The 24,663-nt window shown below is 72.2% G+C and carries 18 protein-coding genes and 1 pseudogene; 6 read left to right on the top strand and 13 right to left on the bottom strand.

Annotated elements, in window-relative coordinates:
- Positions 1-89: 89 nt before the first annotated feature.
- Complete coding sequence (locus tag ACSJJR_RS09775; protein ID WP_435943203.1) at positions 90-1,751, bottom strand: lysine--tRNA ligase; 1,662 nt, start codon at positions 1,749-1,751, stop codon at positions 90-92.
- Between the two features lie 233 nt (positions 1,752-1,984).
- Here ACSJJR_RS09775 and ACSJJR_RS09770 point away from each other — a divergent pair, with 233 nt between their 5' ends.
- Complete coding sequence (locus ACSJJR_RS09770; protein ID WP_435943202.1) at positions 1,985-2,905, top strand: hypothetical protein; 921 nt, start codon at positions 1,985-1,987, stop codon at positions 2,903-2,905.
- A gap of 169 nt (positions 2,906-3,074) precedes the next feature.
- Here ACSJJR_RS09770 and panD read toward each other — a convergent pair whose 3' ends face one another.
- The 8 genes from panD to folP all read right to left on the bottom strand — a co-directional run bounded on the left by panD (position 3,075) and on the right by folP (position 11,174).
- Complete coding sequence (gene panD / locus ACSJJR_RS09765; RefSeq protein ID WP_435943201.1) at positions 3,075-3,539, bottom strand: aspartate 1-decarboxylase; 465 nt, start codon at positions 3,537-3,539, stop codon at positions 3,075-3,077.
- A 103-nt stretch (positions 3,540-3,642) separates the two neighbouring features.
- Positions 3,643-4,593, bottom strand: coding sequence for a pantoate--beta-alanine ligase (panC, locus tag ACSJJR_RS09760; protein ID WP_435943200.1), 951 nt, complete (start codon positions 4,591-4,593; stop codon positions 3,643-3,645).
- A 4-nt stretch (positions 4,594-4,597) separates the two neighbouring features.
- Positions 4,598-5,518 (bottom strand): Rossmann-like and DUF2520 domain-containing protein, encoded by a 921-nt coding sequence (locus ACSJJR_RS09755; RefSeq protein ID WP_435943199.1) that lies wholly within the window; start codon positions 5,516-5,518, stop codon positions 4,598-4,600.
- A 33-nt stretch (positions 5,519-5,551) separates the two neighbouring features.
- The gene (locus ACSJJR_RS09750; RefSeq protein ID WP_435943198.1) at positions 5,552-7,240 is read right to left on the bottom strand and encodes a PH domain-containing protein; all 1,689 of its coding nucleotides are present in this window, start codon (positions 7,238-7,240) and stop codon (positions 5,552-5,554) included.
- Positions 7,237-7,740, bottom strand: a complete 504-nt coding sequence (locus ACSJJR_RS09745) for a PH domain-containing protein (RefSeq protein WP_435943197.1) — start codon at positions 7,738-7,740, stop codon at positions 7,237-7,239. The genes ACSJJR_RS09750 and ACSJJR_RS09745 overlap by 4 nt, the downstream gene beginning before the upstream one ends.
- Positions 7,741-7,897: 157 nt before the next feature.
- On the bottom strand, positions 7,898-8,389 hold the full coding sequence (locus ACSJJR_RS09740) for a DUF3180 family protein (protein ID WP_435943196.1): 492 nt from the start codon (positions 8,387-8,389) through the stop codon (positions 7,898-7,900).
- A complete protein-coding gene (gene folK, locus ACSJJR_RS09735; RefSeq protein WP_435943195.1) occupies positions 8,389-10,386 on the bottom strand; it encodes a 2-amino-4-hydroxy-6-hydroxymethyldihydropteridine diphosphokinase in 1,998 nt (665 codons plus the stop codon). Before folK ends, ACSJJR_RS09740 begins: the two co-directional genes overlap by 1 nt.
- Complete coding sequence (gene folP, locus ACSJJR_RS09730; protein WP_435943217.1) at positions 10,383-11,174, bottom strand: dihydropteroate synthase; 792 nt, start codon at positions 11,172-11,174, stop codon at positions 10,383-10,385. The genes folK and folP overlap by 4 nt, the downstream gene beginning before the upstream one ends.
- A gap of 249 nt (positions 11,175-11,423) precedes the next feature.
- Here folP and ACSJJR_RS09725 point away from each other — a divergent pair, with 249 nt between their 5' ends.
- Both ACSJJR_RS09725 and ACSJJR_RS09720 read left to right on the top strand, forming a co-directional pair.
- Complete coding sequence (locus ACSJJR_RS09725) at positions 11,424-12,320, top strand: ABC transporter ATP-binding protein (RefSeq protein WP_435943194.1); 897 nt, start codon at positions 11,424-11,426, stop codon at positions 12,318-12,320.
- Entirely contained in the window at positions 12,320-14,821 is a 2,502-nt protein-coding gene (locus ACSJJR_RS09720) for an FtsX-like permease family protein (protein ID WP_435943193.1), read from the top strand. The genes ACSJJR_RS09725 and ACSJJR_RS09720 overlap by 1 nt, the downstream gene beginning before the upstream one ends.
- Positions 14,822-15,222: 401 nt before the next feature.
- Here the strand turns inward: ACSJJR_RS09720 and ACSJJR_RS09715 are convergent, their stop codons facing one another.
- Positions 15,223-15,894, bottom strand: a complete 672-nt coding sequence (locus tag ACSJJR_RS09715; RefSeq protein WP_435943192.1) for a response regulator — start codon at positions 15,892-15,894, stop codon at positions 15,223-15,225.
- A 6-nt stretch (positions 15,895-15,900) separates the two neighbouring features.
- On the opposite strand from ACSJJR_RS09715, the gene ACSJJR_RS09710 reads away from it, so the two are divergent.
- Positions 15,901-17,259 carry a sensor histidine kinase gene (locus ACSJJR_RS09710; protein WP_435943191.1) on the top strand — a complete coding sequence of 453 codons (1,359 nt, stop codon included), beginning with the start codon at positions 15,901-15,903 and terminating at the stop codon, positions 17,257-17,259.
- A gap of 314 nt (positions 17,260-17,573) precedes the next feature.
- Here ACSJJR_RS09710 and folE read toward each other — a convergent pair whose 3' ends face one another.
- The 3 genes from folE to ACSJJR_RS09695 form a co-directional block, all read right to left on the bottom strand.
- Positions 17,574-18,146, bottom strand: a complete 573-nt coding sequence (gene folE / locus ACSJJR_RS09705; protein ID WP_435943190.1) for a GTP cyclohydrolase I FolE — start codon at positions 18,144-18,146, stop codon at positions 17,574-17,576.
- Positions 18,146-20,185, bottom strand: coding sequence for an ATP-dependent zinc metalloprotease FtsH (ftsH, locus tag ACSJJR_RS09700; RefSeq protein ID WP_435943216.1), 2,040 nt, complete (start codon positions 20,183-20,185; stop codon positions 18,146-18,148). The genes folE and ftsH overlap by 1 nt, the downstream gene beginning before the upstream one ends.
- Positions 20,186-20,635: 450 nt before the next feature.
- The gene (locus ACSJJR_RS09695) at positions 20,636-20,929 is read right to left on the bottom strand and encodes a hypothetical protein (RefSeq protein ID WP_435943189.1); all 294 of its coding nucleotides are present in this window, start codon (positions 20,927-20,929) and stop codon (positions 20,636-20,638) included.
- 142 nt (positions 20,930-21,071) lie between these two features.
- Between ACSJJR_RS09695 and ACSJJR_RS09690 the strand changes: the two genes are divergently transcribed.
- Entirely contained in the window at positions 21,072-22,022 is a 951-nt protein-coding gene (locus ACSJJR_RS09690; RefSeq protein WP_435943188.1) for an IS1634 family transposase, read from the top strand.
- Positions 22,023-23,436: 1,414 nt separating this feature from the next.
- Positions 23,437-24,643: pseudogene (locus ACSJJR_RS09685) on the top strand (IS110 family transposase).
- Positions 24,644-24,663: the final 20 nt, after the last annotated feature.

The following is a 24,663-nucleotide window of genomic DNA, read 5'->3' as shown; positions in this document are numbered from 1 at the left end:
CGGTCTGGTGAGTTCCGACTAGTGGTTCGTTGTTGCTTTCCCCCCCCCCCCCCCCCCCCCACCACCGTCCACGTGCCGTCGAGTACCGGTCAGGAGCGCTTGACGAGAGGGAAGGTGATCGTCTCGCGGATGCCCTGGCCGGTCAGGGCCATGAGGAGGCGGTCGATACCCATGCCCATGCCTCCGCAGGGCGGGAAGCCCTGCTCCATGGCCACGAGGAAGTCCTCATCGACGACCATGGCCTCCGGGTCCCCGTTGGCGGCCGCCAGCGACTGGGCGACGAAGCGCTCGCGCTGGACCACCGGGTCCGCCAGCTCGGAGTAGGCGGTGCCCAGCTCGAAGCCTCGCACGTACAGGTCCCACTTCTCCGTCAGGCCCGGGCGGGAGCGGTGGTAGCGGGTCAGCGGGGAGGTGTCCTCCGGGAAGTCGTAGACGAAGGTCGGAGACCACAGCCGGTCCCCTACGGTGACCTCGAAGACGTCCTCGACGATCTTGCCGGCCACCGCGTAGTCGTCCACCTCGAGCTCGAGCTTCTCGGCGATGCGCACAAGAGCCTCACGCGGGGTGTCCACGGTGATCTCCTCGCCGACCGCCTCGGAGACGGAGGTGTACAGATCGATCCGGTCCCACTCGCCCGACAGGTCGTACTCGGTGCCGTCAGCCAGGGTGACGACCTCCTCACCCTCGGCGAGGTCGAAGGCGTCGCGCGCGGCCTGCTGGATGAGGTTGCGGGTGAGCTCGGCCATGCCGTTGTAGTCGGAGTAGGCCTCGTAGGCCTCCAGGGCGGCGAACTCCGGCGAGTGGGAGGAGTCCGCCCCCTCGTTGCGGAAGTTGCGGTTGATCTCGAAGACCCGGTCCACGCCCCCCACGACGGCCCGCTTGAGGTAGATCTCGGTGGCGATACGCAGGTACAGGTCCATGTCATACGCGTTCATGTGCGTGACGAAGGGACGCGCCGCCGCACCGCCGTGGATGACCTGGAGCATCGGGGTCTCAAGCTCGAGGTAGTCACGGCGGTGGAAGTTCTCACGGATGGAGCGCACGACGGCGGCGCGGGTGCGCACCATGTCGCGGGCGGCCGGGCGGGTGAGCAGGTCGAGCTCGCGGCGGCGCACGCGGTTGTCCTCGGAGAGGGTCACGGCCTCGCCTGCCTCGTTGGTCCATGTCTTGGGCAAGGGGCGCAGGGCCTTGGACGCGATCCGCCAGGCAGGGGTGGCGACGGCCTCGTCACCGAGCCCGGGCAGGTCCTCGGGGGCAGCACCGTCCACGAGGACGGTCTCGGCGAAGACGCTCAGCTCGCCGCGGCGCGAGGCACCGACGTGGCCGTGGACGAAGAGGTGGTCGCCCAGGTCAACGTCGGACTTGAAGGATGCCAGGCTCGTGTGCCCCTGGCCCGGAAGGTTCTTGGCGGAGACCATCGCCTGTAGGGTGGCACCAGCCCCGTCCTGCAGGGTGACGAAGCACAGCTTGCCCGTGTTGCGCAGGAAGACGACGCGCCCGGCGACACCGACGACGTCCTCGGTCTCGACACCGGCCTCAAGGCCCTCGTAACGCCGGCGCACAGCGGCGATCGTCGTGGTGACGGGCACGGTGACCGGGTAGGGCTCCCAGCCCTCGGCCTTGAGCCTCTCGCGCTTGGCGGCGCGGACCTCGAACTGCTCGCCGGGGCCCGGCGCCACCTGCGGCTGCCTCACGGTCTGCCCCGCGGTGTCGGCTGGCTCGGGGGCTGGGGTCTGCTTCGCGTCAGTCACGCGCGCGAGTGTACCGGGACCACCACCGCCACCCACCCGCGGAAGGAGGTGCCCACACCGGCCGCCACGGGCACCTCGCCTCACGCCCAGCCGCGTGCCGCCCGTGGGCCCAGGTGCCCGGCCACGCCTGCCGGGGCGCCTGCCTGTGACTGTCCGAGGGATCGGCCGCGCCTGTGGATAACTCACGGGCGCGCAGGGGGCCGCCAGGAATCCTTGACGGTATGGAGCCTGAGATGACTGCCCTGACCGCCCGCATCGACACTCTGCACGGGGCCGCCCACATCGACGAGGTGGCCCACAACCACCACGACCGTGCGCTGCTGAGGACCGCGGTGGACGCAGGTGTGCTCCATCAGCGCGCCCCCGGCTTCGTCGTCATCCCGGGAACCAGCGCCCACGTCGTTCGGGCTCGTCACTTTCGCGCCCACCTGACCTGCCTGACGGCGGCACAGGCACTGGGGTACCCCACCTGGAGCACCGACCAGCGGACCCACATCGTCGTGCCCCGCGACCGCGGAATTCGCTCCAGCGCCACCCGGCCGACCACGGATGTCCTCATCCACCGGAAAACGACCATCACCCCGGTGACCGTTGACGGCCTTCCCCTGGTCCACCCCGCCGAGGTGGTGGCCTGCGCGCTCACGTGCCTCAACGCCTTGGACGCGGTGACGATCGCTGATGCTGCCCTCAACCGCAGGGACACCACCAAGGAGGAGGTTGCCGAGCTGCTTACGGGACGCTACTCGGTGACGGCACGCCGGCGTCTGGCGATGGCGGAGCCGGGATGTCGTTCGCCGCTGGAGACCCGGACCCGGCTGGCGCTGCGGTCGCTGGGGCTGCTGGTCGAGGTGGCGCCGGTTATCGAGGGTATCGGGGAGACCGATCTGCTGGTCGAGGGCTGGCTCATCGTGGAGAGCGACGGTTACGAGTTCCACTCCTCACTCGAGCAGTTCGAGAAGGACCGGTGCCGGGACCAGCGCGCGCTGGCCGCTGGGTACGTGCCCATGAGGCTCTCCGCGGCGGATGTGGCACGAGGGGAGCGGTTCATCCAACGCGCCGTGAGCCGTGCCCTGCTCGGCGCCGCACGCTCGTGCCGGCTCGCTCTGCCGAGCGACGGCGGAATCATGCGGAAAATCGATCACGCCGCGTTGTAGTCTCAGGTTCCCATGTGCGTCGCTGTCATACACGCACATGGGAGCCTATCTCCTCACGGCAGGAACCCCGTGCTGCCGCGACGGCCTGTCACATGAGCGTGCGTCCTCCAGCCCGCGCCCCCACCGAGGCGCCTCACTGAGGCGCGCCGCCCGCTCCCCGCGACTGAGGTCAGCTGCGCGCCTCAGCGAAGGCGGTGCCGGAGGGGCGCAGGCCGCGCATGCGGGCCACGTCAGCGCCCAGACCCTCGTCCGGCAGCTGGCCCGGGTCGGAGGACAGGTCCAGGACGCGGTTGCCCTCGTCCACGAAGACGACGTGCGGGACGTAGGTGCGGGCCTCGTCCTCGCTCATCTGGGAGTAGGCGATGAGGATGACGACGTCACCGGGGCTCACGAGGTGGGCGGCGGCGCCATTGATGCAGATCTCGCCGCGGCCACGCTCTCCGGGGATGACGTAGGTGGACAGGCGGTTGCCGTTGGTGCAGTCCGCGATGTCCACACGCTCGCCAGGCAGGAGGTCGGCGGCGTCCAGCAGGTCCGCGTCCACGGTGATCGAGCCGACGTAGTCGAGGTCGGCCTGAGTCACGGTGGCGCGGTGGATCTTGGACGTCATCATCGTCCGCATGCGGGTACTCATCGCAGCCCAGGCTATGCGCCCCGGCCACCCCAATGAAGCAGAGGTGACCGACTCGACAGCGGTCGCGGGCGCCAAGCGGAGCCCGGTGCCCGCGCCCCGCCGCTCAGCCCAGGGTGAGCAGCGCGTTGTCGATCAGACGCGTGGTACCGAGCCGAGCGGCGACCGCCAGCAGCACCTCGCCGCCGGTCGCGACGGCCTCGTCCCCGTCGGCCGGGGGCAGACCCAGCCCGGCACCGGCCCTGTCGGCGAAGGACAGCGGATCGACGACCGCGACGTAGTCCACCTCGACGCCGGGGGCGGCGGAGAGCAGGTCGGCCGCGGCGGCGCGCACGCCTGCGGCGTCGGCCCCCGCGGCCGCTGCCTCACGGCCGGCCGCCAGGCAGCGCGACAGGGCGAGAGCCTGCTGGCGCTGCTCGGCGCTGAGGTAGGCGTTGCGCGAGCTCATGGCGAGCCCGTCCTCCTCCCGGCGGATCCCCACGGGGACGATCTCGACGGGCACGGCGAGGTCACGCACCATGGAGGAGACGATGGCCAGCTGCTGGGCGTCCTTGCGCCCGAACAGGGCCCAGCGTGGCTGGGTCAGGTGCATGAGGGTGAGGACCACCTGCAGGACGCCCGCGAAGTGGGTGGGACGGGTACGGCCCTCGAGGACGGTGGCGGCGGGCCCCGGGTCGAGGCGGACTGAGGGCTCACCGTCTGGGTACATGACCTCGGGCGTGGGGGCGAAGACGACGAGGCGGCCGACCCTCGAGGTGCCGTCCGCCCGGGTGAGGGTGGCATCGATGCCGGCGACGTCAGCCTCCAGGGAGCGGGGGTAGGTGTCGAGGTCCTCCTCGGCAGCGAACTGGAGGGGGTTGACGAAGATGGTGACGACGACGGTGCCATCGGCTCCCACGCGGCGCGCGGCCTCGGCGACGAGGTCGAAGTGCCCCTGGTGGAGGGCTCCCATGGTCATGACCACTGCACGGGCAGCGGTGTCGTGGCCGAGGGCAGCGGCCAGCTCCTCGCGGGTACGGGCGAGCACGGGGGCGGCGTGGTGGGGGGTGGGGGTCATGGGCTCAGGCTAGTGCGTCAGTCTGCGGCCCCAGGGCCTGGCGCATGCGCTCCGCCTGCTCCTCGCTCAGGTCTCCGGTCTCCAGGCGGTGCTGGACCGTGGCCTGGGCCAGGGCCCGGTAGGTGGCGACGACGTCGGTCAGAGCACGCCCCTGCTTGTCGCGCAGCGCGTCGAGGGCCGCCAGGTGGCGGGTGAGGGTCCCGGCGTCGCCGCGGGCGACCGGGCCGGTGAGCGCGTGGTCGGCACCCTCGTGCAGGGCCCGGTCGAGGGCGGCGGTGAGCAGTGGCGCCAGGGTCGCCTCGGGGTCGGCGACGCCGGCTGCCGCCAGGGCGCGCGCAGCCTGGCCCACAAGGGTGACGAGGTGGTTGGCACCGTGGGCGAGGGCGGCGTGGTAGGCAGGGCGGGCCGCCTCGTCCAGCACGAAGGGCTGGCCGCCGAGCTCGATGGCCAGCGCCTGGCCCACCGGCAGGAAGGCGGCGGGGGCGGTCACGGCCATGGGGCAGCCGACCAGGCGGGCGAGGTCGGTGGACCAGCCGGAGAAGGTCATGGCGGGGTGCAGGGCGATGGGGATGGCGCCTGCGGCCTGGGCAGGGGCGAGCACGCCGGTGCCGTGGGCACCGCAGGTGTGGACGACGATCTGCCCCATCTGCCAGGCGCCGAGGTCGGCGAGCCCCTGGACGAGGCCCTCGAGCGCGTCGTCAGGCACGGCCAGCAGCACGAGCTCGGCGCGCCGCACGATCTCCTCGACCTCAAGGACGGGCACGCCCGGCAGGAGCATCTCGGCGCGCTCGCGCGAGGCCTCGCTGACGGCGTGGACGCCGACGACCTGGTGCTCGACGGCGCGCAGGGCGGAGCCGAGGACGGCGCCGACTCGGCCGGCGGAGATGATGCCGACGCCAAGGCGCCCTGGTGGTGTGCTGCTCACAGCACCGATGCTCTCACGCCGATTCCGGTGCTCTCACAGGGACGGGGCGCCCTCCGCGCGGGCGAGCCAGCGGTCGAGCGACTCTGCGCTGCGCCGGAGCAGGGCGCGCTGCGCGATGACGGCAGCGAGCTCTCCGGCCTGTGCGGCGTCCAGGTTGGCGATCTTGGAGACGGCCGTGCCCGTGTGCACGAGGTCCAGGCGCAGCTCGGCCAGGTCGCAGCGCCGGGCCACCGGCCCCTGTGCCACGTGCACCGACTGGATGCGCTCGTAGGGGATGACGCTCACGCTGCGTTGGAAGCGGCCCAGCCGCAGGATGACGCAGGTGCCGGTCAGGGCCACGGCATTGCGGTGCCAGCTGAGCCAGTCGAACAGGTGTGCCCGGCGCGGCACACGCACGAAACCGCGTCCCGCCGAGCCGATGGGGGCGACGGGGTCGATGACGCCGTCGTCGTCCTGGCCGGACAGGGAGGCGTCGAGCAGGGCGTCAGGGTCGCTCACGCCCAGGTCTGGGACCACGAGCCACAGCGCCCGCAAGGCGGTGTCTCGGTCCCCGACGGGCAGCAGGACATTCGCCGCGTTCTCCTCGACGCGGCCGCCGGAGCCGACGTCGGCGTCCTCGCGCCCGGCCACGGTCGCGGTCACGCGCCACCAGTCCTTGCCCCGCCACAACAGGCCCTGCTGGAGGCCGACGGCGTGGACTCGCCCGGGCGGAAGCGTCGTCGAGGTGTCAGAGGTCAGGCCGAAGCGCATGCGGATGCCGGCCGGGGTGGCGGCGGCGCGGAAGCCCCAGCCGTTCGCGAACCGGCCCCAGGCGAGGGACAGGAAGATGAGGGGCCAGGCGAGGATGGTCAGTGTCACTCTGAGCAGTCCCAGGACGCCCTGGTCCGGTGCGATGAGCGAACCGGTCAGGGCCAGGGGCACCACGATGACGATGCCGACGACGGCCACGACGACGAGCAGGGCGGTGAGCGTCATTCCGGAGCGCAGCAGGGAGCCGATGAGGGTGCGGGTCTCGACGGTGTAGAGAGGGGTCTCCTCGGCTCCGGCCAGGCGTCTGGCGGGCAGGGGCGCGGACGGCTCCTCCAGCCCGAGCGGGTCATGGCCCTCGTGAGCGGCTCCCGGACGCACCGGATGGCCGAGGTCGGGGACGCCAGCGGCACCGACGTTGGCGGCACCGGGCGTGGTGCGGGCGCCCGCGGCGAGGTCGAGGACCCGGTCGCGCAGGGCGATGAGGTCGCTGGTGGCCAGGTAGCCGATGACGACGCGCGAGTCGGTGCCGCCCACGACCTCGACGGTGAGCTGGCCGAGCCCAAGCACCCGACCGAGGAGGGGGTGCACGACGTCAACGGCCTGGATTCGAGGAAGGCGCGCGGTGCGCAGCTGTCTCATGAGGATGCCGGTGCGCAGGTAGACACCGTCGCCGTTGATGGCGAAGGTCTTGGCGCGCCAGGCCAGGGCGAGGTACGCGCCCACGAGGAGCAGCACGGTGGGCACGCTCACCACCGCCCAGCGCACGAGGCCGTGCTGGAGGCTGAAGCCGTGCTCGCGGACCGCCTGGACAAGGGCGAGCACGTCATCGCCGTTCTGGATGGTGGCGAAGACGAGGACGGCGGTGATGACCTTCCACCCCTCGAGCAACGGGGTGATGGGGTGCATGCGTCGCCACTCGACGTCGGGAGGCAGGCTGATGCGCCGCTCGGCCGAGGCGCCGGGTGCGCTCACAGCCCCGCCATCCTCTGCTCGCCGCGCTCGGACAGGATCCGGCGCAGGTGCTCGGCCTCCTCAACGGGCAGGCCGTTGATCGTGGCGTCAGTGCTGGCGGCGGCCGTGTGAAGCCTGACCTCTGCCATGCCGAAGTGACGGGCAAGAGGTCCCTGGGAGGTGTCAACGAGCTGCATGCGCCCGTAGGGGATGATGTTCATCTGGCGGAACATGATGCCCTTGCGCCACAGGAGGTGGTCCTCGCCGAGGGCGTAGCCCATGGCATGGACCTGCCGGGGCACGAACCACATCTCCCACAAGCTCAGGACGGCCAGGACGGCGCCGCCGGTCCACCACCAGGGGCTGTGGATGACCGCGGGCACGGCGAGGCCCACGGCGAGAAGGACGTTGACGGCCAGGCTCACGATGAGCCGGGCGGTGGCCAGGCGGGGCGAGACGGGACGGAACTGCACGCCCTCGGGCGCGAAGGGATCAGCCGGCGCGGGGCTGGGGGTGCTCATGACGGGCTCCTGCTGGGGGGGCGAGACGGCCTCACCATAGCTGGCGGCTCCGTCAGGAATGAGCCCCTCCTGTGAGCGGGCAGCGGGTGACGACGGCGTCATCCGACGGCCTGCCCGGGTCTGTGGGGTGGCTGACGGGCGGGGCCGCTGGTGCGGCTCAGGCGGGGGCACCGTCCCGCGGAGCGCCCGGGGCGGGGTCGTCGCCGTCGTCGTCGGTGAGGTCGATGGCACACCAGTGCTCGACGAGCAGGCCGACTCCGGTCCACACCGCGCAGGCGATGAGACAGGTGGCCGAGGTCCAGGCGGCGGCGGTCGCCGCGGGTGAGCCGTGGCCGACGAGGGCGAGGACGAGCTGGCCGGTGTAGACGCCGGCCAGAAGCACTCCGACGACGCTCGAGGCCTGCGCGGCGGCGGCCGTCACGGCGGCGCCGGTAGGCGTCATCCAGGTGCGCTCACGCGCGCGCAGCCGCCTGACGGCTAGGCCGCAGGTGAGGACGACCGCGCTGACGAGCAGGGCGACGAGAGCGGTCCAGGGCGTGATGACGGGGGTCCAGCCCCGGTGCCGCAGGACCAGGTCGAGCGCCGTCCAGGTCAGGACCGTGGCGACGGCGTAGCACGCGAGGAGACCGGTCCAGCGCGTGCGGCGCATCAGGAGCGGTTCCCGCCGATGACGTCATCCCAGCCCATGGGGGCGGCCCAGCCGTCCTCAGGGGCCGCTGCCGGCGGCAGGACGGGCTCGGCCGGGATCCCCGGCTCCGGCTGAGCAGCCGGGGCTTCCTCCCATGACACCGGCTCCGGCTGAGCAAACGGGTCCGGTTGGATCTCCGGCTCCGGATGAGCAGCCGGTTCGGAGAGGGCCTGGGCAGCAGCAGCCGGGGCTTCCTCCCATGACACCGGCTCTGCCGGAACCTGCGGGGCTGCCGGGGCCTGAGGGGCGGCGGCAGGCGCCTCGGGGACCGGAGCCTCCTCCGGGTCCGGGAGCTGGTCGTCTGTGGGAGGCACCACGTACTGGCCGGTCGGCAGTGTCGGGAGCCGGTCGGAGTCGAGCCAGTCGAGAGCGAGCCAACGCAGACCCTCGCGGTCCGGGGCGGCCTCAGCCAGTGCGGCGACGCTGTGCCCGCTCAGCTCGGCGAAGGGGTCAGCGGTGGACCAGGGCACGAGGACGAAGGCCCGCTCGGCGGCCCGCGGGTGCGGCAGGGCGAGGACAGGGTCATCTGAGGTGACGCCCTCGAAGGAGATGAGGTCGATGTCGAGGGTGCGCGGGCCCCAGGGAGCGGTGCGCACCCGCCCGGCAGCGGCCTCGAGGTCCTGGCACACCTCGAGCAGCTCGCGCGGGGTCATCGTCGTGGTGGCCAGCAGGACCGTGTTGAGGTAGTCGGGCTGAGGCTGCGCCCCGGGAAGCGTGACCGCAGTGGTTCGGGCCAGCGGCGCGACGGTGGTGACGGTCAGGCCCTCCATGGAGCTGAGGGTGCGGACCGCCGTGCGCAGGGTGGGCACGACCTTGCCGACGTTGGCCCCCAGGGCGAGGACCACCTGGGCAGGAGTCTGCGGACGCAGGTCGAGCGGGTCCACGGCAGCGGGGGCCTCGACCGGGGACTGCGCGGACACGGCGGCGGGCGGAGCGGGCTGCGCGGCTGGCGCCGTAACGGGCTCGGGGGGCAGCGGGGCGACGCTCTCGGCGGGCTGCACCGGCACGCAGAACCCGGCGGGTGCGGCCTGCCCGGCCTCCGCCTCGGCGGCACCGAGCGCGTCCGCGGCACCGGCCCCCAGGGGCGCGGCCCCCAGCCCGGCGGCCGCCTCCACAGCGCCCAGCCCGGCGCCAGCACCCAGGACCGTTCCAGCGCCCAGCCCGGCCGCCGTCTCCAGGCCAGGGGCCGCCTCCAGGCCAGAGGCCAGGTCCGACTGCGCCTCGACGGGGTCGGGGACCGGGCTCAGAGCAGCGTCACCGGGGGCAAGGTCCTGCGCCGCGTCGGGAGCCGGCGCCACCACCGGCTCGCCGGCCTGCTCCACCGTGCCCGCAGCCGCCTCGTCCACGGACGCGCCAGCCTCCTCGGCCCACCCGCCGTCGGCAAGCGGGCCCCCAGCGGGCTCCACCACCGGCTCTGAGACCGGCTGCCCGGCCGTCAGGTCCTCCACGGCCAGGGCCACAGCAGGCTCCACGGCCAGCTCCGGCGGGGCCGCGCAAGCACCCGCGTCGGCTGTCCACGCCGGAAGGTGGGCGTCGGCGTCGGAACGTCCCTCAGCACGAGCGACGACGTCACGCACCGTGCGCGTGATCGTCACCGTCACGTCCTCGAAGGCAACGGGGACCGGCGCCTGGGGCTTGTGGATCGTGACCTCGACCTCCTGCACGCCCGTGAAGCCGAGGACCACGTCCACCACACGGGCGGCCAGGGTCTCGATGAGGTTGACGGGCTCACCCTCGAGGACGGCGACGACGGCGGAGGCCACCTCGGCGTAGTCGACGGCGTCGTCGAGGCAGTCGCTGGCAGCGGCGACGGAGGTCCCCCGAGCACCCAGGCCCAGGACGACATCGGCGACGAAGAGCTGGCCCTCCTCGCGCTCGGAGTCCAGGACACCGTGGTAGCCGCGGGCGGACAGGCCGCTCAGGCGGATCCTGTCAACCGGGGTGGAGGAGGTGCTCATCGTGGTTCCTTCCAGAGGCGAGCGGTTCTGACGGCGTCCCGGTTGGACGGGACCTCGTGGACTCTCACGGCCCAGGCGCCGGCCGCAGCGGCCAGGGCGGTGGTGGCGGTGGTGGCGGCGTCGCGCTCGAGCGGACCAGCGCCGTCGGGCAGCGCGGCGGCAAGGAAGCGCTTGCGGGAGGCGCCCACGAGGACGGGCAGTCCCAGGTCCTCACGCAGGGCGGCGGTGGCGGCCAGCAGCTGCCAGGACTGCGGGTGGGTCTTGGCGAAGCCGAGACCGGGGTCAACGACGACCTGCTCGGGGGCGGCACCGGCGGCGCACAGCTCGTCCAGGCGCTCGCGCAGCTCGGCCTCGACACCGGCAAGGACGCCGTCGGGATAGCGCGTGAGCCGGTCCATCGTGTCCGGGTCGCCACGCCAGTGCTGGCAGACATAGACGACTCCGGTCTCGGCGACGAGGCGGTGCATGAGCGGGTCCGCCAGCCCCCCGGAGACGTCGTTGACGATGACGGCGCCCGCCTCCACGACCGCACGAGCGGTGGAGGCGTGGATCGTGTCCACGCTCACGGGCACGCCCGCGCCGACCAGCTCGCGCACGACGTCGAGCACCCGGGCCTGCTCCTGCTGCGCGCTCAGCCGCACCGAGCCGGGCCGGGTGGACTCCCCGCCGACGTCGAGCAGGTCCGCCCCCTGGCTCATGAGGGCCAGGCCGTGGGCGACAGCCGCCTCGGTGGTGGCCCAGCGGCCGCCGTCGGAGAAGGAGTCGGGGGTGACGTTGACGATGCCCATCACGAGGGTGCGGCCACCCCGGGCCGCCTCACTCAGCTCCTCTGGCAGGGGAGCCGGGGTCCTGACGTCAACGCTCACCGCCACAGCCTATCGGCACGTTCCACACGGCGGGGGACGATCTCCCCAGGCTCCTACGAAGGTCGGAGGCGGCGCTTGCGGTCGCGTCCTTCGGAGGATTCGTTGCGGTGGCACGAGCTCATAGCCTCGACTCAGAGCCCGGGAAGCACCCGGGCGTGTGGAGGAATCACCATGAGACAGTCACCCCTCGGTCCTGGCAGCGCTCACGCGCAGGCCGCCGGCCGGCGCGCCGCCATCGGCCGCGCCGGCGCGCGCAGCCACGCGGCAGACGGCGATAACCGACCCGGCAGGGGTGCCGCGGGCGTGGACGCCCCGGTCATCGAGGCCCGGGACCTGCGCAGGGTGTACGGCACGGGCGAGGCGCGCGTCAACGCCCTGGACGGGGTGAGCCTCACCGTCCCGCGTGGGCAGTTCCTGGCGGTCATGGGCGCCTCCGGCTCAGGCAAGTCCACCCTGCTGCACTGCCTGGCCGGCCTGGACTGGCCCACCTCCGGCCACGTCCTCATCGCCGGCCGGGACCTGGCGGGCATGAAGGACAAGGAACTGACGGCGGTGCGCCGCGAGCAGCTCGGGTTCATCTTCCAGTCCTTCAACCTGCTGCCCACGCTCACCGCCGAGGAGAACATCCTCCTGCCGCTGCGTCTGGCGCGCCGGCGCCCCGAGCCCGGCTGTTACGACACCGTCATCGGCATCCTCGGCATCGCCGACCGGCTCACCCACCGGCCCACCGAGCTCTCCGGCGGCCAGCAGCAGCGTGTGGCCGTCGCTCGGGCGCTCGTCAGCCGCCCCGAGGTCGTCCTCGCCGACGAGCCGACCGGCGCCCTGGACTCCGCCTCGGCCACCTCACTGCTGGGAGCCCTGTCCCGCATGTGCTCCGAGCTGGGGCAGACGGTCGTCATGGTCACCCACGACGAGAAGGCGGCCGCGGTGACCGACCGGGTCATCCGTCTGCGTGACGGACGGATCGTGTCCGAGAGCCACCTGCGCCCGGGTGGCCCGGCGGCGGGCGCGCAGGCCACCCCGACGAGCGCGGCACCGTCCGGGCGCCACACCGAGGAGCTGCGCTGATGCCCTCCCTGTTCGACCTGCGCCACACGCTGGCGGTACTCACCGCCGTCGCACTCGGCGCCGCGCTCACCGCCTTCGTCCTCATACTTGCCACATCCTTCACCACCCAGGTCACTGCCACCGCCCGGGCCTCGGTGGGTGGCGCCGACCTCGTCCTGCTGGCACCGCGCGGTCAGGAGATGCCCGCCGAGGCCGGGACCAGGGCCGAGGACGTCGAGGGCGTCGCCTCGGTGCGCACCCACCTGGAGGCGCTGCTCTACATCGACCGTCCCGGCACCGCCTACGACACCCACGTCTTCGCGCTGCTCGCTCCCGGGGCCTCCGCCCTCGCCGCCCCGACCACCGACGCCGGCTCCTACGCGGGCTCCGACACGACGGCCGGCCCGCGGCTCGTCGAGGGGCGGCTGCCCTCCGCGCCGGGCGAGGTCGTCATCTCCCCCGCCCTCGCGGTCAGCGACAACGTCCGCGTCGGGGACGCCATCGCCCTGACCTGCGACCCCGGCGCCGACACGCAGTCCCAGACCGTCTCCGTCGTCGGCGTCCTTGAGCCCTCGGCCGCCATGACGCGTTTCGGCACGCAGAACTCCTACATCATGACGACCCCGCAGGGGTGGACCGAGCTCGGCCTGTCCGAGGTCCCCGTGGCGGTGTACCTCACCGTCGACGACGGCGCGTCCACGCAGGCCGTCATGGAGGCCGTCTCCCGGGCCTTCGGCGACGACGCCAAGGTGTACACGGCAGACGAGATCGCCTACCTGCGCGCCCAGAACGTCAACTCGATCAACTCAGCCACCCTGGACCTGCTGCGCCTCCTGTCCCCCGTGTGCGCCGTCGTCGCCCTCATCGTCATCTCCGCGACCTTCAGCACCCTCGTGGCGTACCAGACCCGCCAGACCGGCCTGCTGCGCTGCGTCGGCGCCAGCCGTGCCCAGGTGCGCCGCCTCGTGCTGCGCACCGCCCTGGGGACCGGCCTCGTCGGCTCCGTCCTGGGCACCGGGCTCGGCGCGGGCGCCGCCATGCTGCTGTCGCGCCTCGGGCTCGTGGACGGCCTGAGCGCCGCGCGCCTGACGATCACGTGGACGTCCCTGGCTGTGGCCATCGTCCTGTCCACCGCCGCCACGGTGGCGGCGGCGCTGCGTCCCGCCTTCCAGACGGGCCGTGTCTCACCGCTCATCGCCCTGACCGGGAAGGTTGCCGACGACCGTCGACTGAGCCGCCGCCGGGCAGTGACCGCCGTCCTCGGGCTCGTTGTCGCCGGGGGCGGCGGGGCGGCCCTCGCCTTCGGGGTCAGCACCCGGATGCTGGGCGTCCTGGCGCTCGGGGCCTGCGTGCTCGTGGTCGGTGTGCTCGTCGCGCTGCCGCTCATCGTCGTCGGCGCCACCACCGCCGTCGAGCACCTGGGGGTGGCCCGTCGGCTGCCGGTCCTGCACCTGGCCTGCCGCAACCTCGCCCGCAACCCCGGTCGCGCGGCCGCCACGACGGGCTCCGTGCTCGTGTCTGTCGTCGTCGCGGCGACGCTGCTGACCGCCGTCGCCGGGATCAACGCCGCCATGTCCAGCTACCTGGCCGGCATCAGCCCCATCGACCTGCGGGTGGACGGCATCACCGCCGAGCAGGACGCCGAGGCCGTCATCGGCCAGGTCTCGGCAACCGAGGGCGTCGAGCAGGTCGTGGCCGTGCCCGCCCTCAGTCTGGAGATGACCTCCTCCTCCGGCAGCAGCGGCATCACCGTGCACAGCATCGACACGCAGGCGCTCGCGCCGGTGGTCCGCTCCCACCGCGGCCTGGAGCAGATGGACGGCTCCACGCTCGTGCTGGGCGGCATCTACGGGGTCACCGACGGGACCTCGGTGACCCTCACCGGCCCGGTAGGCTCGGTGGTACTGACCGCTCGTGTCCAGGAGAGCGGTTTCGGCCCGGTCATCACCCCGGCCGTCGCCCAGCGGCTCGCCGGTGACGCACCGACCGAGATGTCCCTGTGGGCCCGCACCGGCGGCGACGGCTCGGCAACCGCCACCGGCGAGTCGGTGCGCGACCAGCTGCACGGAACCGGGCTGCTGGTCTCCAGCGGCGCCGACGGACGGTCGCTCTACGTCGAGCAGATCTGGCGCTCCATCCGGCAGATCGGGATGATCCTGTGCCTGGCCGTCATCATCAGCATGGTCGGCCTGGCCAACACCACCGACGTCGGCGTCCTGGAGCGTATCCGGGAGATCGGGGTCCTGCGCGCCACGGGGACCGACCGCTCCCAGGTGCGGGCCCTGTTCCTCACCGAGGCCGTGTTGACCACCGTCCTGGGTGGGCTCATCGGGCTTGTCCTGGGGGTGGCCCTGGGACACGCCGGCGTCATCGCGCTCATGGGGCAGGCCAGCGCGGTGCTGCCGTGGGTGCAGCTGATCGGCGTGCTGGTGGCCTCGGCTGTCGTCGGGCTGCTGGCGGCGCTGCGGCCGGCGGCGCGGGCGGCAGCGGTCGCCCCGGTGACGGCTCTGGCCACCGACTGAGCGGCGAGCGCTCCCATGTGGACCACATGAGTGCCACCGTGGGGGCTCCGCGAGGGTCTCCCGTAGCACCGCCCGGGCGGTGCTACGGGCGCGCCCGGAAGAACTTGGACGACGGTCGCACGCTCATGTGACGCGCCGGGCTTCTAGGACCGAGGTTTTTCGCTGGTATCGCGCGGTTCAAGCACTCAGCGGACAACGGCTGCTGAGGCTCCCATGTGCGTGACGACTGGCCACGCACATGGGAGCCTCAGGATTTGCGAGACACTGGCCACCGGTCCGCGGAATCCCGAGGGTTACGCGTAGGGCCCGTTCACATGAGCGTGCAAGCCCACCCGCAGGCTGCTCCAGCCCCGTACCGTGCCCGCCGGGTCGAAGCCTCAGCACGCCCCGCACGGCGGGCCTCAGCCCCGCCCGTCCTGCTCCCGGTGGACGGCGACAACAAGCTTGAGCCGCGACGACGCCCCGTACTTCCTCATGAGGCTGGAGACATGGGTCTTGACCGTCGACTCGGCAATGACGAGGCGCTCAGCGATCTCAGCGTTCGAGTAGCCCTCACACAGCAGGGTCAGGACCTCACGCTCGGCACCCGTGAGGTCCTCACGACCGGTGACGGTTGTGGGCCTGAGGTGGTGCGCCACCAGCCGGGAGGCCGTGGACGGGGAGATGGTCGTACCCCCTTCGGCGGCGGCCAGCACCGCCCGGACGATCTCCTCGGGGGCGGCGTCCTTGAGGAGGAAGCCGTTGGCCTGGGCCGCCAGGGCGGTGAGCATGGCCTGGTCGTCGTCGAAGGAGGTCAGGACGACGACCGCCAGACCCGGGTGGTCCTGGCGCGCTCGGGCCAGCAGCTCGAGCCCGTCCACCCCCGGCATGCGCACGTCGGTGAGCACGACGTCCACGGGGACCCGTCGCAGGAAGGCCAGGGCGTCGGCCGCGCGCGAGAAGGTCGAGGTGACCTCGATCCGCTCATCCGCGCCGAGGTAGCCGCGCAGGGCTGTGAGCACGAAGGCGTCGTCGTCGACGATGGCGACCCTCACGGGGCGCGCACGGACATCATCTTGGGCGGCACAGGACATGGCAGGATGCTAACGATCAGCGATCAGGAGGCGACGATGGTGCTCACCGCGGGGGCAGGACCTGGGTCGCAGAAGGCCCCCGCAGGACGGCGGCGCTGCGGGGACCGGAAGGCCCCCGCAGGGCAGCACGCCCCCGCAGGACGGGAGGAACGACGCCGACCGAGGACCACTGGTCCGCTGGCCCGCAGCCGTTTCACCGTCTGGGCGCCCACCCGCCGCACCCACCTGCTGTGCCTGGCCTGCGCCGCGCCGCTCACCCTCGCAGGACTGATCCAGGCGACGGCGCCCTCCGCCACGGACACGGCCGCGGCGCTGCTCGGAGGGGCTTGCGTCGCCCTCATCTCCGTGTGGCCGCTGGGGGCGGCCGGCCTGTCCCTCGTCCTCGTGCCCGCCGTCCACATGCTCGTGAGCACCCCCGTGTTCCTGGTGCCCGGGATCGTGCCGTGGCTGTGCGCCTGCGTCCTCGTCAGTCGGGGGTTCCACCGGGGGACCGCCTACGCGACGGTCGCGGTCGGCGCCGTTGAGGAGCTGGGCGCCTACCTGTGGGTCATCGCCCCGTCCCAGCGGGAGCTCTACCCCGACCACCACCCCCTCGGGTTCCAGAGCTTCCTGACCGACTACTACATGTACGTCCTCGTGCTCGGAGCGGGTTGCCTCGTGGTCGCCGAGCTGCTGCGGGCACCGCGGGCGCAGACCGAGGCCAGTGCGCGCCGCTTCGAGGCGGACTTGGAGCGCCAGCGTCTGCTCGTGGTCTCCGAGCTGCACGACACGGTGGTGCGCGACCTCACCCACGCGGTCATGCTCGCCGAGCAGGCCCGGCTGTCGGCCGGCCCCCAGGACAGCATGGCTGACGAGCTCGCGGCGATGACGGGCTCGGTACGCGTGGCCGTCGAGCAGCTGCGCTCCAGCCTCAGGGCCATGGGACAGGTGGCCGGCGGGGCGGGCCTCGACGTCCTGGCGTCGTCGGCGCCGCGGCCGCTGTCCGAGGTGCTTGCCGAGGCGCGCACGCTCCTGGCGGCTCGCGGCGTGGAGCTGGAGGTCTCGGGGCTGGAGGCGCTGGAGCGCGAGGAGGTCACACCGGGCGTGCGCCAGCAGCTGGTGCGGGTGCTCAGCGAGCTCGTGGTGAATATGAGCAAGTACGCGGCACCGGGGCCGGCTCGGGTGCTGGTGGAGTCCGACGGCGCGAGCCTTGAGGCAATGGTCTCCAACACCGCCGACGGCGGTCAGGCGACGCAGGCGCTCACCAGTGGCCTGGGTCTGGAGGGCGCCCGACGGCGGGTGGAGGCCCTGGGCGGGGTGATGTCCGTGGACGCGGCGGGTGGGCGCTTCACGGTGGTGCTGTCGGTGCCGCTGGGGGCCGGCTGAGCCCGAGGCGACAGGCCGGGGCGACAGGCCGGGGCGAGCCGGGATCGGCGGGGATGGCCTGGGCCCGTTGTCCCCCGGGTGCGAAGGCACGTGGTGTCCACGCAGCGGACATGACCGGGCCCACGGGTGCGGGGACCAGCGCCGTCGCCCGGAACTCGGCGCATGCCGCGGTGCTCCAGACGCGGCCGCGCAGATGATGTCCGCTGTGTGGACATCCGTGGCCGACGAGCAAGGGCTGTCTGCCGTGGACGCCTACGGCCCCGTGACGCGGTGGCCCCGCTCAGGGGCACCGCCCGGCCCGTGAGGCCGCCGCCTCAGGACCGGCGGCCGAGGATGAGACTCATCGCCTCCGCGCGGGTGGCCGCGTTGCGCAGCTGGCCGCGCACGGCGGAGGTGACCGTGTTGGAGCCGGGCTTGCGCACCCCGCGCATGGACATGCACAGGTGCTCGGCCTCGACGACCACGAGGACCCCCAGCACTCCCAGGCGCTCGACCATGGCGTCGGCGACCTGCGCGGTCAGGCGCTCCTGCACCTGGGGACGGCGGGCGTAGCCGTCCACGAGGCGCGCGAGCTTGCTCAGGCCGGTGACACGGCCGTCCTCGCCGGGGATGTAGGCCACGTGGGCGACGCCGTGGAAGGGCAGCAGGTGGTGCTCGCACACGGAGTACATGGGGATGTCGCGCACGAGGACCATCTCCTCGTGACCAACGTCGAAGACCTTCTCCACGTGGCGGGCCGGGTCCTGGCCCAGGCCGGAGAACATCTCCGCGTAGGCGCGGGCCATGCGCTCAGGGGTCTCACGCAGGCCGTCGCGCAGCGGGTCCTCTCCGATGGCGACGAGCAGGTCACGAACAGCCCGGCGCACACCCTCGGCGTCGTAGGCCATCACAGGACCCCGGTCCCGGCGGTGCCGTCCTGCCCGGCGGGGGCGTCGGCGTCGGGCGGGACGACGGCGCCGGCCGCGTCGTCGGAGGGCTCCCGCTGGCTCTGGGAGGAGCCGCTGCCGGCCGGCCGGGTGCGGCGCGGCACCCGCGAGCCGGCGAAGTAGGAGCCGGAGGCGATCTCCTCGTCGAGGACGAGGGAGTCGTCGCCGTGCCACAGGGGCCGCTCGGGCTGGCGGACGACCGGGGCGAAGATCGCCTCCAGGTCCTTCTCGAGCAGGGTCTCCTTGTCCAGCAGCTGGGTGGCCAGGTCCTCCAGGACGGCGCGGTTGCGGGTGAGGATCTCCCAGGCCTCGCGGTAGGCGGCGTCCATGAGGGCACGGACCTCGTCGTCGACCGTGGCGGCGACCGCCTCGGAGAAGTCGCGGTTCGTGGCGGACAGTCCCAGGACGGTCTCGTTCTCGGTGGTGCCGAGCTTGACGGCGCCCACGGCGCGGGTCATGCCGAAGTCGGTGACCATCTTCCGAGCGGTGGCGGTGGCCTTCTCGATGTCGTTGGAGGCGCCGGTGGTGGGGTCGCGGAAGACGATCTCCTCGGCGGCGCGCCCGCCCATGGCGTAGACGAGCTGGTCGAGGAGCTCGTTGCGGGTGGTGGAGTACTTGTCATCGCTGGGCATGACCATCGTGTAGCCCAGGGCCTTGCCGCGCGGCAGGATCGTCACCTTCGTCACCGGGTCCGAGTAGGCGCCGGCGGCGGCGCACAGGGCGTGGCCGGCCTCGTGGTAGGCGGTAACGGCCTTCTCGTGCTCGTTCATCACGCGGGTGCGCTTCTGGGGGCCGGCGATGACGCGGTCGATGGCCTCGTCCAGGGCGCGGTTGTCGATGAGCTGGGCGTTGGAGCGGGCGGTGAGCAGGGCCGCCTCGTTGAGGACGTTGGCGAGGTCGGCGCCGGTGAAGCCGGGGGTGCGCTTGGCGACGAGGGCGAGGTCAACGTCGTGGGTCATGGGCTTGCCCTTGGCGTGCACGCGCAGGATGGCCTCGCGCCCGCCCATGTCCGGGGCCTCGACGCTCACCTGGCGGTCGAAGCGGCCCGGGCGCAGGAGGGCGGGGTCGAGGACGTCGGGCCGGTTGGTGGCGGCGATGAGGATGACGTTGGTGGTGGCGTCGAAGCCGTCCATCTCCACGAGCAGCTGGTTGAGGGTCTGCTCGCGCTCGTCGTGGCCTCCGCCCATGCCCGAGCCGCGGTGGCGTCCGACGGCGTCGATCTCGTCAACGAAGATGATGGCAGGGGCGTTCTCCTTGGCCTGCTCGAACAGGTCGCGCACGCGCGAGGCGCCGACGCCGACGAACATCTCGACGAACTCGGAGCCGGACATGGAGAAGAAGGGCACGCCCGCCTCGCCGGCGACGGCCCGGGCCAGGAGGGTCTTGCCGGTGCCGGGAGGGCCGTAGAGCAGGACTCCCTTGGGGATCTTCGCGCCGACCGCTTGGAACTTCTCCGGCTCGGAGAGGAACTCGCGGATCTCCTCGAGCTCCTCGACGGCCTCGTCCTCACCGGCGACGTCGTCGAAGGTGACGTCCGGCATCTCCTTGGAGCCGATCTTCGCCTTGGACTTGCCGAAGCCGAGGGCGCCGCCGCGGCCGCCGTTCATGCGGCCCAGCAGCCACCACATGGCGGCGAAGAAGATCGCCAGCGGCAGGATGAGCTGGGCGACGTAGGACCACCAGGAGGTGGTGGGCACGATGGAGTTGTAGCCGCCGGAGGGATCTGCGGACTCGACGAGGCGGGCGACCTGGTCGGCCTGGGCGTCGGTGAAGGTGAACTGGACGCGCTTGCCCATCTCCCGGGCGGTCTCGCCCGTGCGGTTGGGCTGGCTCGTGTAGCTCGTCGTGAGGTCCAGCTCGACGCGCTGGGTGCCGTCGATGACGGTGACGGCCTCAACGGTCTCGGGGCTGTTGCGCAGGATGGCGAGGCCCTCGGAGGTGTCAATGGTGCGGTAGCCGCTCAGGGAGGTCAGCAGCATCCACCCGATGAGGGCGACCATGATGACCGGGGCGGCCCACAGGAGGGGGTTACCCAGCGCGCCGCGCTTGCGACGCTCGGAGCCGGTCCTCTTGGGGCTCGTGCGCCCCCTGCTCCAGGGGTCCTGCTGCGGCTGGTCAGTCTTGCTCACGGATTCCGGTCCCTTCTGCGTCCGACCCCGCGAACGCTAGCCGACGGCGGGGCGCGGGCGCTGCCCCCGGGGCCACTGTTCGCGCCGGGCGTGGGCAGGGGGGAGGAGGTGGCGCCGCTCGCGCCTGGCGAATGGACGCGCGATCCGTCCGCGCGCCCCGTCGGATCACCAGGCCGCGGGCGGATCACCTACGCGCCAATGGATCACCCGACGGCGTCCCGCGCGTGATCCGCCCACACGCAGGTGATCCACCCACACGCAGGTGATCCGTGCGCGGCATCGACACCCCCGTGCGCGGCCTCCGCTCCGAGTCCCGGCGCCTCAGCCGTCCAGCCGCTTGCGGATCAACCAGCGGGCACCCCGCCACAGCGCTCCCCCGATAAGCACGGCGCCAACGACCCCCAGGACCAGGATGGCACCCCACGGCAGGCTCACCCCGGCGAGGGTCGAGGACCGCTTGCCGACGCCCTTGACGGCCTCCCAGTTGGTCCACACGTCGAGGAAGACAGTCAGGGGCATGCCGACGAAGGTGAGGAAGCTCAGCGCGATCTCCATGGCCCGGGAGGAGCGGGCGCGGTCCTCCTCGGCCTTCTGCTCAGCGCGTCCGATGACCATGAGGGCGTTCTCACGCAGACGGTGCGCCTGGTCGCGCGTCTCCTCGACCTGACTCCTGACAGCTTGGTGGGTTCGTGAGGGGGGGGTTGTTTTTCGTTGGGTTGGTGCGGGTGTCTGGGCTGGTTCGGGCACTGATGTCGGGGTGCGTAGGATCGAGCGGCTGACGCCCTCGATCAACACGTATGTGACGTCCTCAGGGGCGACGGCGGTCAAGGTCAAGGTCGTCTTCAAGGACCGTGGCCGACGCACGGTCAGGCACCTGGGATCGGCTCATGACGAGGCTGAGCTGGCCGTGCTGATGGCAAGGGCCCTCCAGGTCGCCGAGGCGGGCCAGATGAGTTTGGACCTGGAGCCACTGGGCGCCTCGGGCGCGTGTGTGGCTCCTGGGGGTGCCGTGATGGGCAGCACGCGCAGCGCCGTGCTGGTTCGGGTCCTGGAGCACGCGTGGAGCGCGCTGGGGCTTGACGCGGCGGTTGAGGGCGACGAGGGCTTGAGGCAGATGGTGCTCGCGCGCCTGGTGGAGCCCACGAGCAAGGAGCGGGTGCCCAGGGTCGTGTCCGAGATCGGCATCGATCCGCTCAGCGTCAGGACGCTCTTGCGCTCCCTTCGGCGCTGCACCGGCAAGGGGTGGCGCGCGTCGGTCCAGGCCGCGCTGCGCTGCCACGTCAGCGCGGGCGGCGACCTGTCGCTCGTGTTGTACGACGTCACCACCCTCTATTTCGAGACCGACAAGGAGGACGACCTGCGCAAGGTGGGTTTCTTCAAGGAGCGGCGGGTCGGCCCGCAGGTCGCGGTCGGCGTGCTCGTCGACCGCAGCGGCCTTGCCCTGCAAGTGGGTTGCTGGGAGGGCGACCACGCCGAGACCAGGACCATCATCCCCATGGTCCGGCAGCTTCTCGACGCGCACTTGATCGAGCCCGCAGGCCTGGTCGTGGTTGCGGACGCCGGCACGATGAGCTTGTCGAACCTGACTGCCCTGGACAAGGCGGGACTGGGCTTCATCATCGGTTCCAAGACGACCAGGGCTCCCTACCCTACGACCTGGCCGAGCACACCCACTTTCACGGCGACGCCTACAGCGACGGCCAGCTGATCGAGACCACCACCCCCAAGACAGGAGTCAAGGACCTTGCGGGCCAGTCCATGAGGCGCGACAGGCCGGCGTGGATCGTCCTGGGTGTGGTGGTGGGTCTGGTTCCAGGTCAAGGATGATGACCATGCCAGCACCAAGGAGGTGCCCGCAGGAGCTTAGGGAGCGCGCGGTCCGGTTGTGCCTGGACGCCCTGACCGACCCCACCAGGGCCCGGGGCTGCCGCGGGCGCGTGGGTGACTGGCTCGGGGTCAACGCCTGTGACCCTGCGCGGCTGGGTCCGCCAGGCCCAGGGCCGGGCGCAGGCGAGCGGCCTGGGACAAGCACCAGCGACGCCGAGCGCGTACGCCAGCCCGGTGGCCGCCAGCCGTGGGTTGCGGCGCGAGGGCGCGATCCTGAGGAGCGCGTCGGCTTGTCTACCGCGGCGGGTGCCCGCACCGCCCGCGGCGCTGATCTGCCAGGTGCGTCGAGGCCCGCAACCAGGAGCAGGGGGTCCGCGCCGGGTCGCGGGCGGACTCGGGTCTCAATGACCGCCGCCGTCCACCTTCTGCGCCGCACGCAGCCGTGCGCCGAGCACCAGGTCACTCAAGCGACGCGGCACCGGGGTCGGCAGGGTTCACCGCCCTGGGGCAGGAGCCGTACCAGCCAGGTCTGTCGGCTCACCGCAAGGACCTGGCGGCTGATGAACGCCGTGCCCGGGCAGCCACGGGTGGCCCGGCGCCATGGCCGGTTCGTCGCATGCGTGCTCTCGCTGTGACAGGTGCCGGGCCAGGACGCGGCATCCGCGCCACCAGGCCCGCGGCGTGCTCACGAGTCCCCCAAGGGGACCTGCTCGCGCCGCGACCTTGACCGCCTGGCGCCCCAACCAGCGGCGGGTGGTCGACTTCACCTACGTCCGGACATGGTCGGGGCTGGGCCACCGCGGCCCTCGTCACAGGGGCCTGCACCTGCCGCCGGGGCGTCGGCTGGGCCACCAGCAGCCGAACGCGGCACCGCGTTTCGTGCCCGGTCGCCCTGAAGCAGGCAATCTGCCAGCCCGCAGGAACCGCGAGGACCGGTGCCTGAAACCACTGGCTCACCACCCGCGGCCACGGATCCAGGTCACCCGCCGGCTCCACTACCCAGCAGCGTCTGGCGCACCAGGGGGCACCGGTCGCCTCCACCGGCGCTGTGAGCCCGTTACCTTGTTGGTGGTGCCGGGTGGTTCGGGGCTGGACCAGTTGCTGTGGGCATGATGTCTTGCCCCTGTCCGTAGATGATCCGGGGGGTGTTGTCACCCGCAGCAGCCGGACGCTGGGGAGCGCTGATAAGGGGAACGACCCACCGCGTGTGAGGTCTTTCGCAGGCGTGGGTGCGGAACCGGTCGTCCACCGGCTGGCCCCGTATCGACTTGACCGAGAGGCGGCAGGAGAGATGGATATCGAGGGGCATCGAGGTCTTCATCGGCACCGGGCGTCGGCAAGACGGACCACTGGGCCACGGCCCTGAGCCGGGACGGGCGGAAGGTCCTCGACAAGCCCCTTGCCAACGACGAGGCACGTCTGCGTTCCCTTTACGAGAAGCTGGCCGACCACGGGAGGCTGCTGGTGGTGGTCGACCAGCCCGCCACCATCGGGGCCCTGGCCGTGGCGGTGGCCCAGGACATGGGCATCACCGTGGGCTACCTGCCCGGACTGTCGATGCGACGCATCGCCGACCTGACGCCGGGCAGCGCCAAGACCGACGCGAAGGACGCGGCCGTCATCGCCGGCGCGGCCAGGAGCATGCCTCACACCCTGAGAGCCGTCAGCGCCTCGGACGAGGACGCGGCCGCCTTGTCGATGCTCACGGGATTCGACCTGGACCTGGCCCGCCAGGTCAACCAGAGCGCTAACCGGATCCGGGGCCTGTACACCCAGATCCACCCCGCCCTCGAGGCCGTGGTGGGGCCCTGGCTGGAGCACGACGCCGTCTTGGAGGTCATCGCCGCCTGGCCCACCCCAGCCGATCTGAAGCGAGCGGGCAAGGCAAGGATTGACGCCAGGCTCAAGAAGCACGGGTGCAGGCGGCACGCCACCTGGGCCGGCCAGATCGTCTCGGCCCTGGAGCACCAGACCGTGGTGGTCGCCGGCACCGACGCCGCCGCAACGGTGCTACCTCACCTGGCCAGGCAGCTCATCGCCCTGCACGCTCAGCGGGCCGATGTCGCCGCCCAGGTCGAGGCCCTGGTGGAGGCCCACCCTCTTTATGAGGTCCTGATCTCCATGCCCGGGATCGGGGTCAGGACCGCCGCCGTCTTCCTGGCCGAGACCCTGGGCAAGACCTTCGACACCGGCGCCCAGCTGGCCTCCTACGCCGGGCTCGCTCCCGTCACACGCCGCTCCGGCTCATCGATCCGTGGTGAGCACGTCTCCCACGGCGGCAACAAGAGGCTCAAGCGCGCCATGTTCCTGTCCGCCTTCGCCTCCCTGCGCTCCGACCCCGTCTCCCGGGCCTACTACCAGCGCAAACGAGACCAGGGCAAGCGTCATAACCAGGCCGTTCTCGCCCTGGCCCACCGCCGCATCCTGACCCTGCACGCCATGATCCGAGATGGAGCCCTCTACGACCCACAACCAGCCACGAAACTACCCGCCGCCGCTTGACACACCACATAGGGGCACCC

Source organism: Actinomyces sp. W5033, assembly GCF_051303165.1.
The sequence above is the reverse complement of the archived record's forward strand: the minus strand, read 5'-3'. Positions and strand labels throughout refer to the sequence as shown.

What these genes read in the sequence shown, in the direction of transcription:
- folP (WP_435943217.1), bottom strand. Translation starts at nt 11,174, where the DNA reads ATGGGCATCGTCAACGTCACCCCCGACTCCTTCTCCGACGGCGGCCGC.
- ACSJJR_RS09710 (WP_435943191.1), top strand. Translation starts at nt 15,901, where the DNA reads ATGCTAACGATCAGCGATCAGGAGGCGACGATGGTGCTCACCGCGGGG.
- ACSJJR_RS09740 (WP_435943196.1), bottom strand. Translation starts at nt 8,389, where the DNA reads ATGCGCCGCACGCGCTGGACCGGTCTCCTCGCGTGCTACGCCGTCGCC.
- ACSJJR_RS09745 (WP_435943197.1), bottom strand. Translation starts at nt 7,740, where the DNA reads ATGAGCACCCCCAGCCCCGCGCCGGCTGATCCCTTCGCGCCCGAGGGC.
- folE (WP_435943190.1), bottom strand. Translation starts at nt 18,146, where the DNA reads ATGGCCTACGACGCCGAGGGTGTGCGCCGGGCTGTTCGTGACCTGCTC.
- ACSJJR_RS09695 (WP_435943189.1), bottom strand. Translation starts at nt 20,929, where the DNA reads ATGGTCATCGGACGCGCTGAGCAGAAGGCCGAGGAGGACCGCGCCCGC.
- ACSJJR_RS09715 (WP_435943192.1), bottom strand. Translation starts at nt 15,894, where the DNA reads ATGTCCTGTGCCGCCCAAGATGATGTCCGTGCGCGCCCCGTGAGGGTC.
- folK (WP_435943195.1), bottom strand. Translation starts at nt 10,386, where the DNA reads ATGAGCACCTCCTCCACCCCGGTTGACAGGATCCGCCTGAGCGGCCTG.
- ftsH (WP_435943216.1), bottom strand. Translation starts at nt 20,185, where the DNA reads ATGGTCGCCCTCATCGGGTGGATGCTGCTGACCTCCCTGAGCGGCTAC.
- ACSJJR_RS09720 (WP_435943193.1), top strand. Translation starts at nt 12,320, where the DNA reads ATGCCCTCCCTGTTCGACCTGCGCCACACGCTGGCGGTACTCACCGCC.
- panC (WP_435943200.1), bottom strand. Translation starts at nt 4,593, where the DNA reads ATGACCCCCACCCCCCACCACGCCGCCCCCGTGCTCGCCCGTACCCGC.
- ACSJJR_RS09725 (WP_435943194.1), top strand. Translation starts at nt 11,424, where the DNA reads ATGAGACAGTCACCCCTCGGTCCTGGCAGCGCTCACGCGCAGGCCGCC.
- panD (WP_435943201.1), bottom strand. Translation starts at nt 3,539, where the DNA reads ATGAGTACCCGCATGCGGACGATGATGACGTCCAAGATCCACCGCGCC.
- ACSJJR_RS09770 (WP_435943202.1), top strand. Translation starts at nt 1,985, where the DNA reads ATGACTGCCCTGACCGCCCGCATCGACACTCTGCACGGGGCCGCCCAC.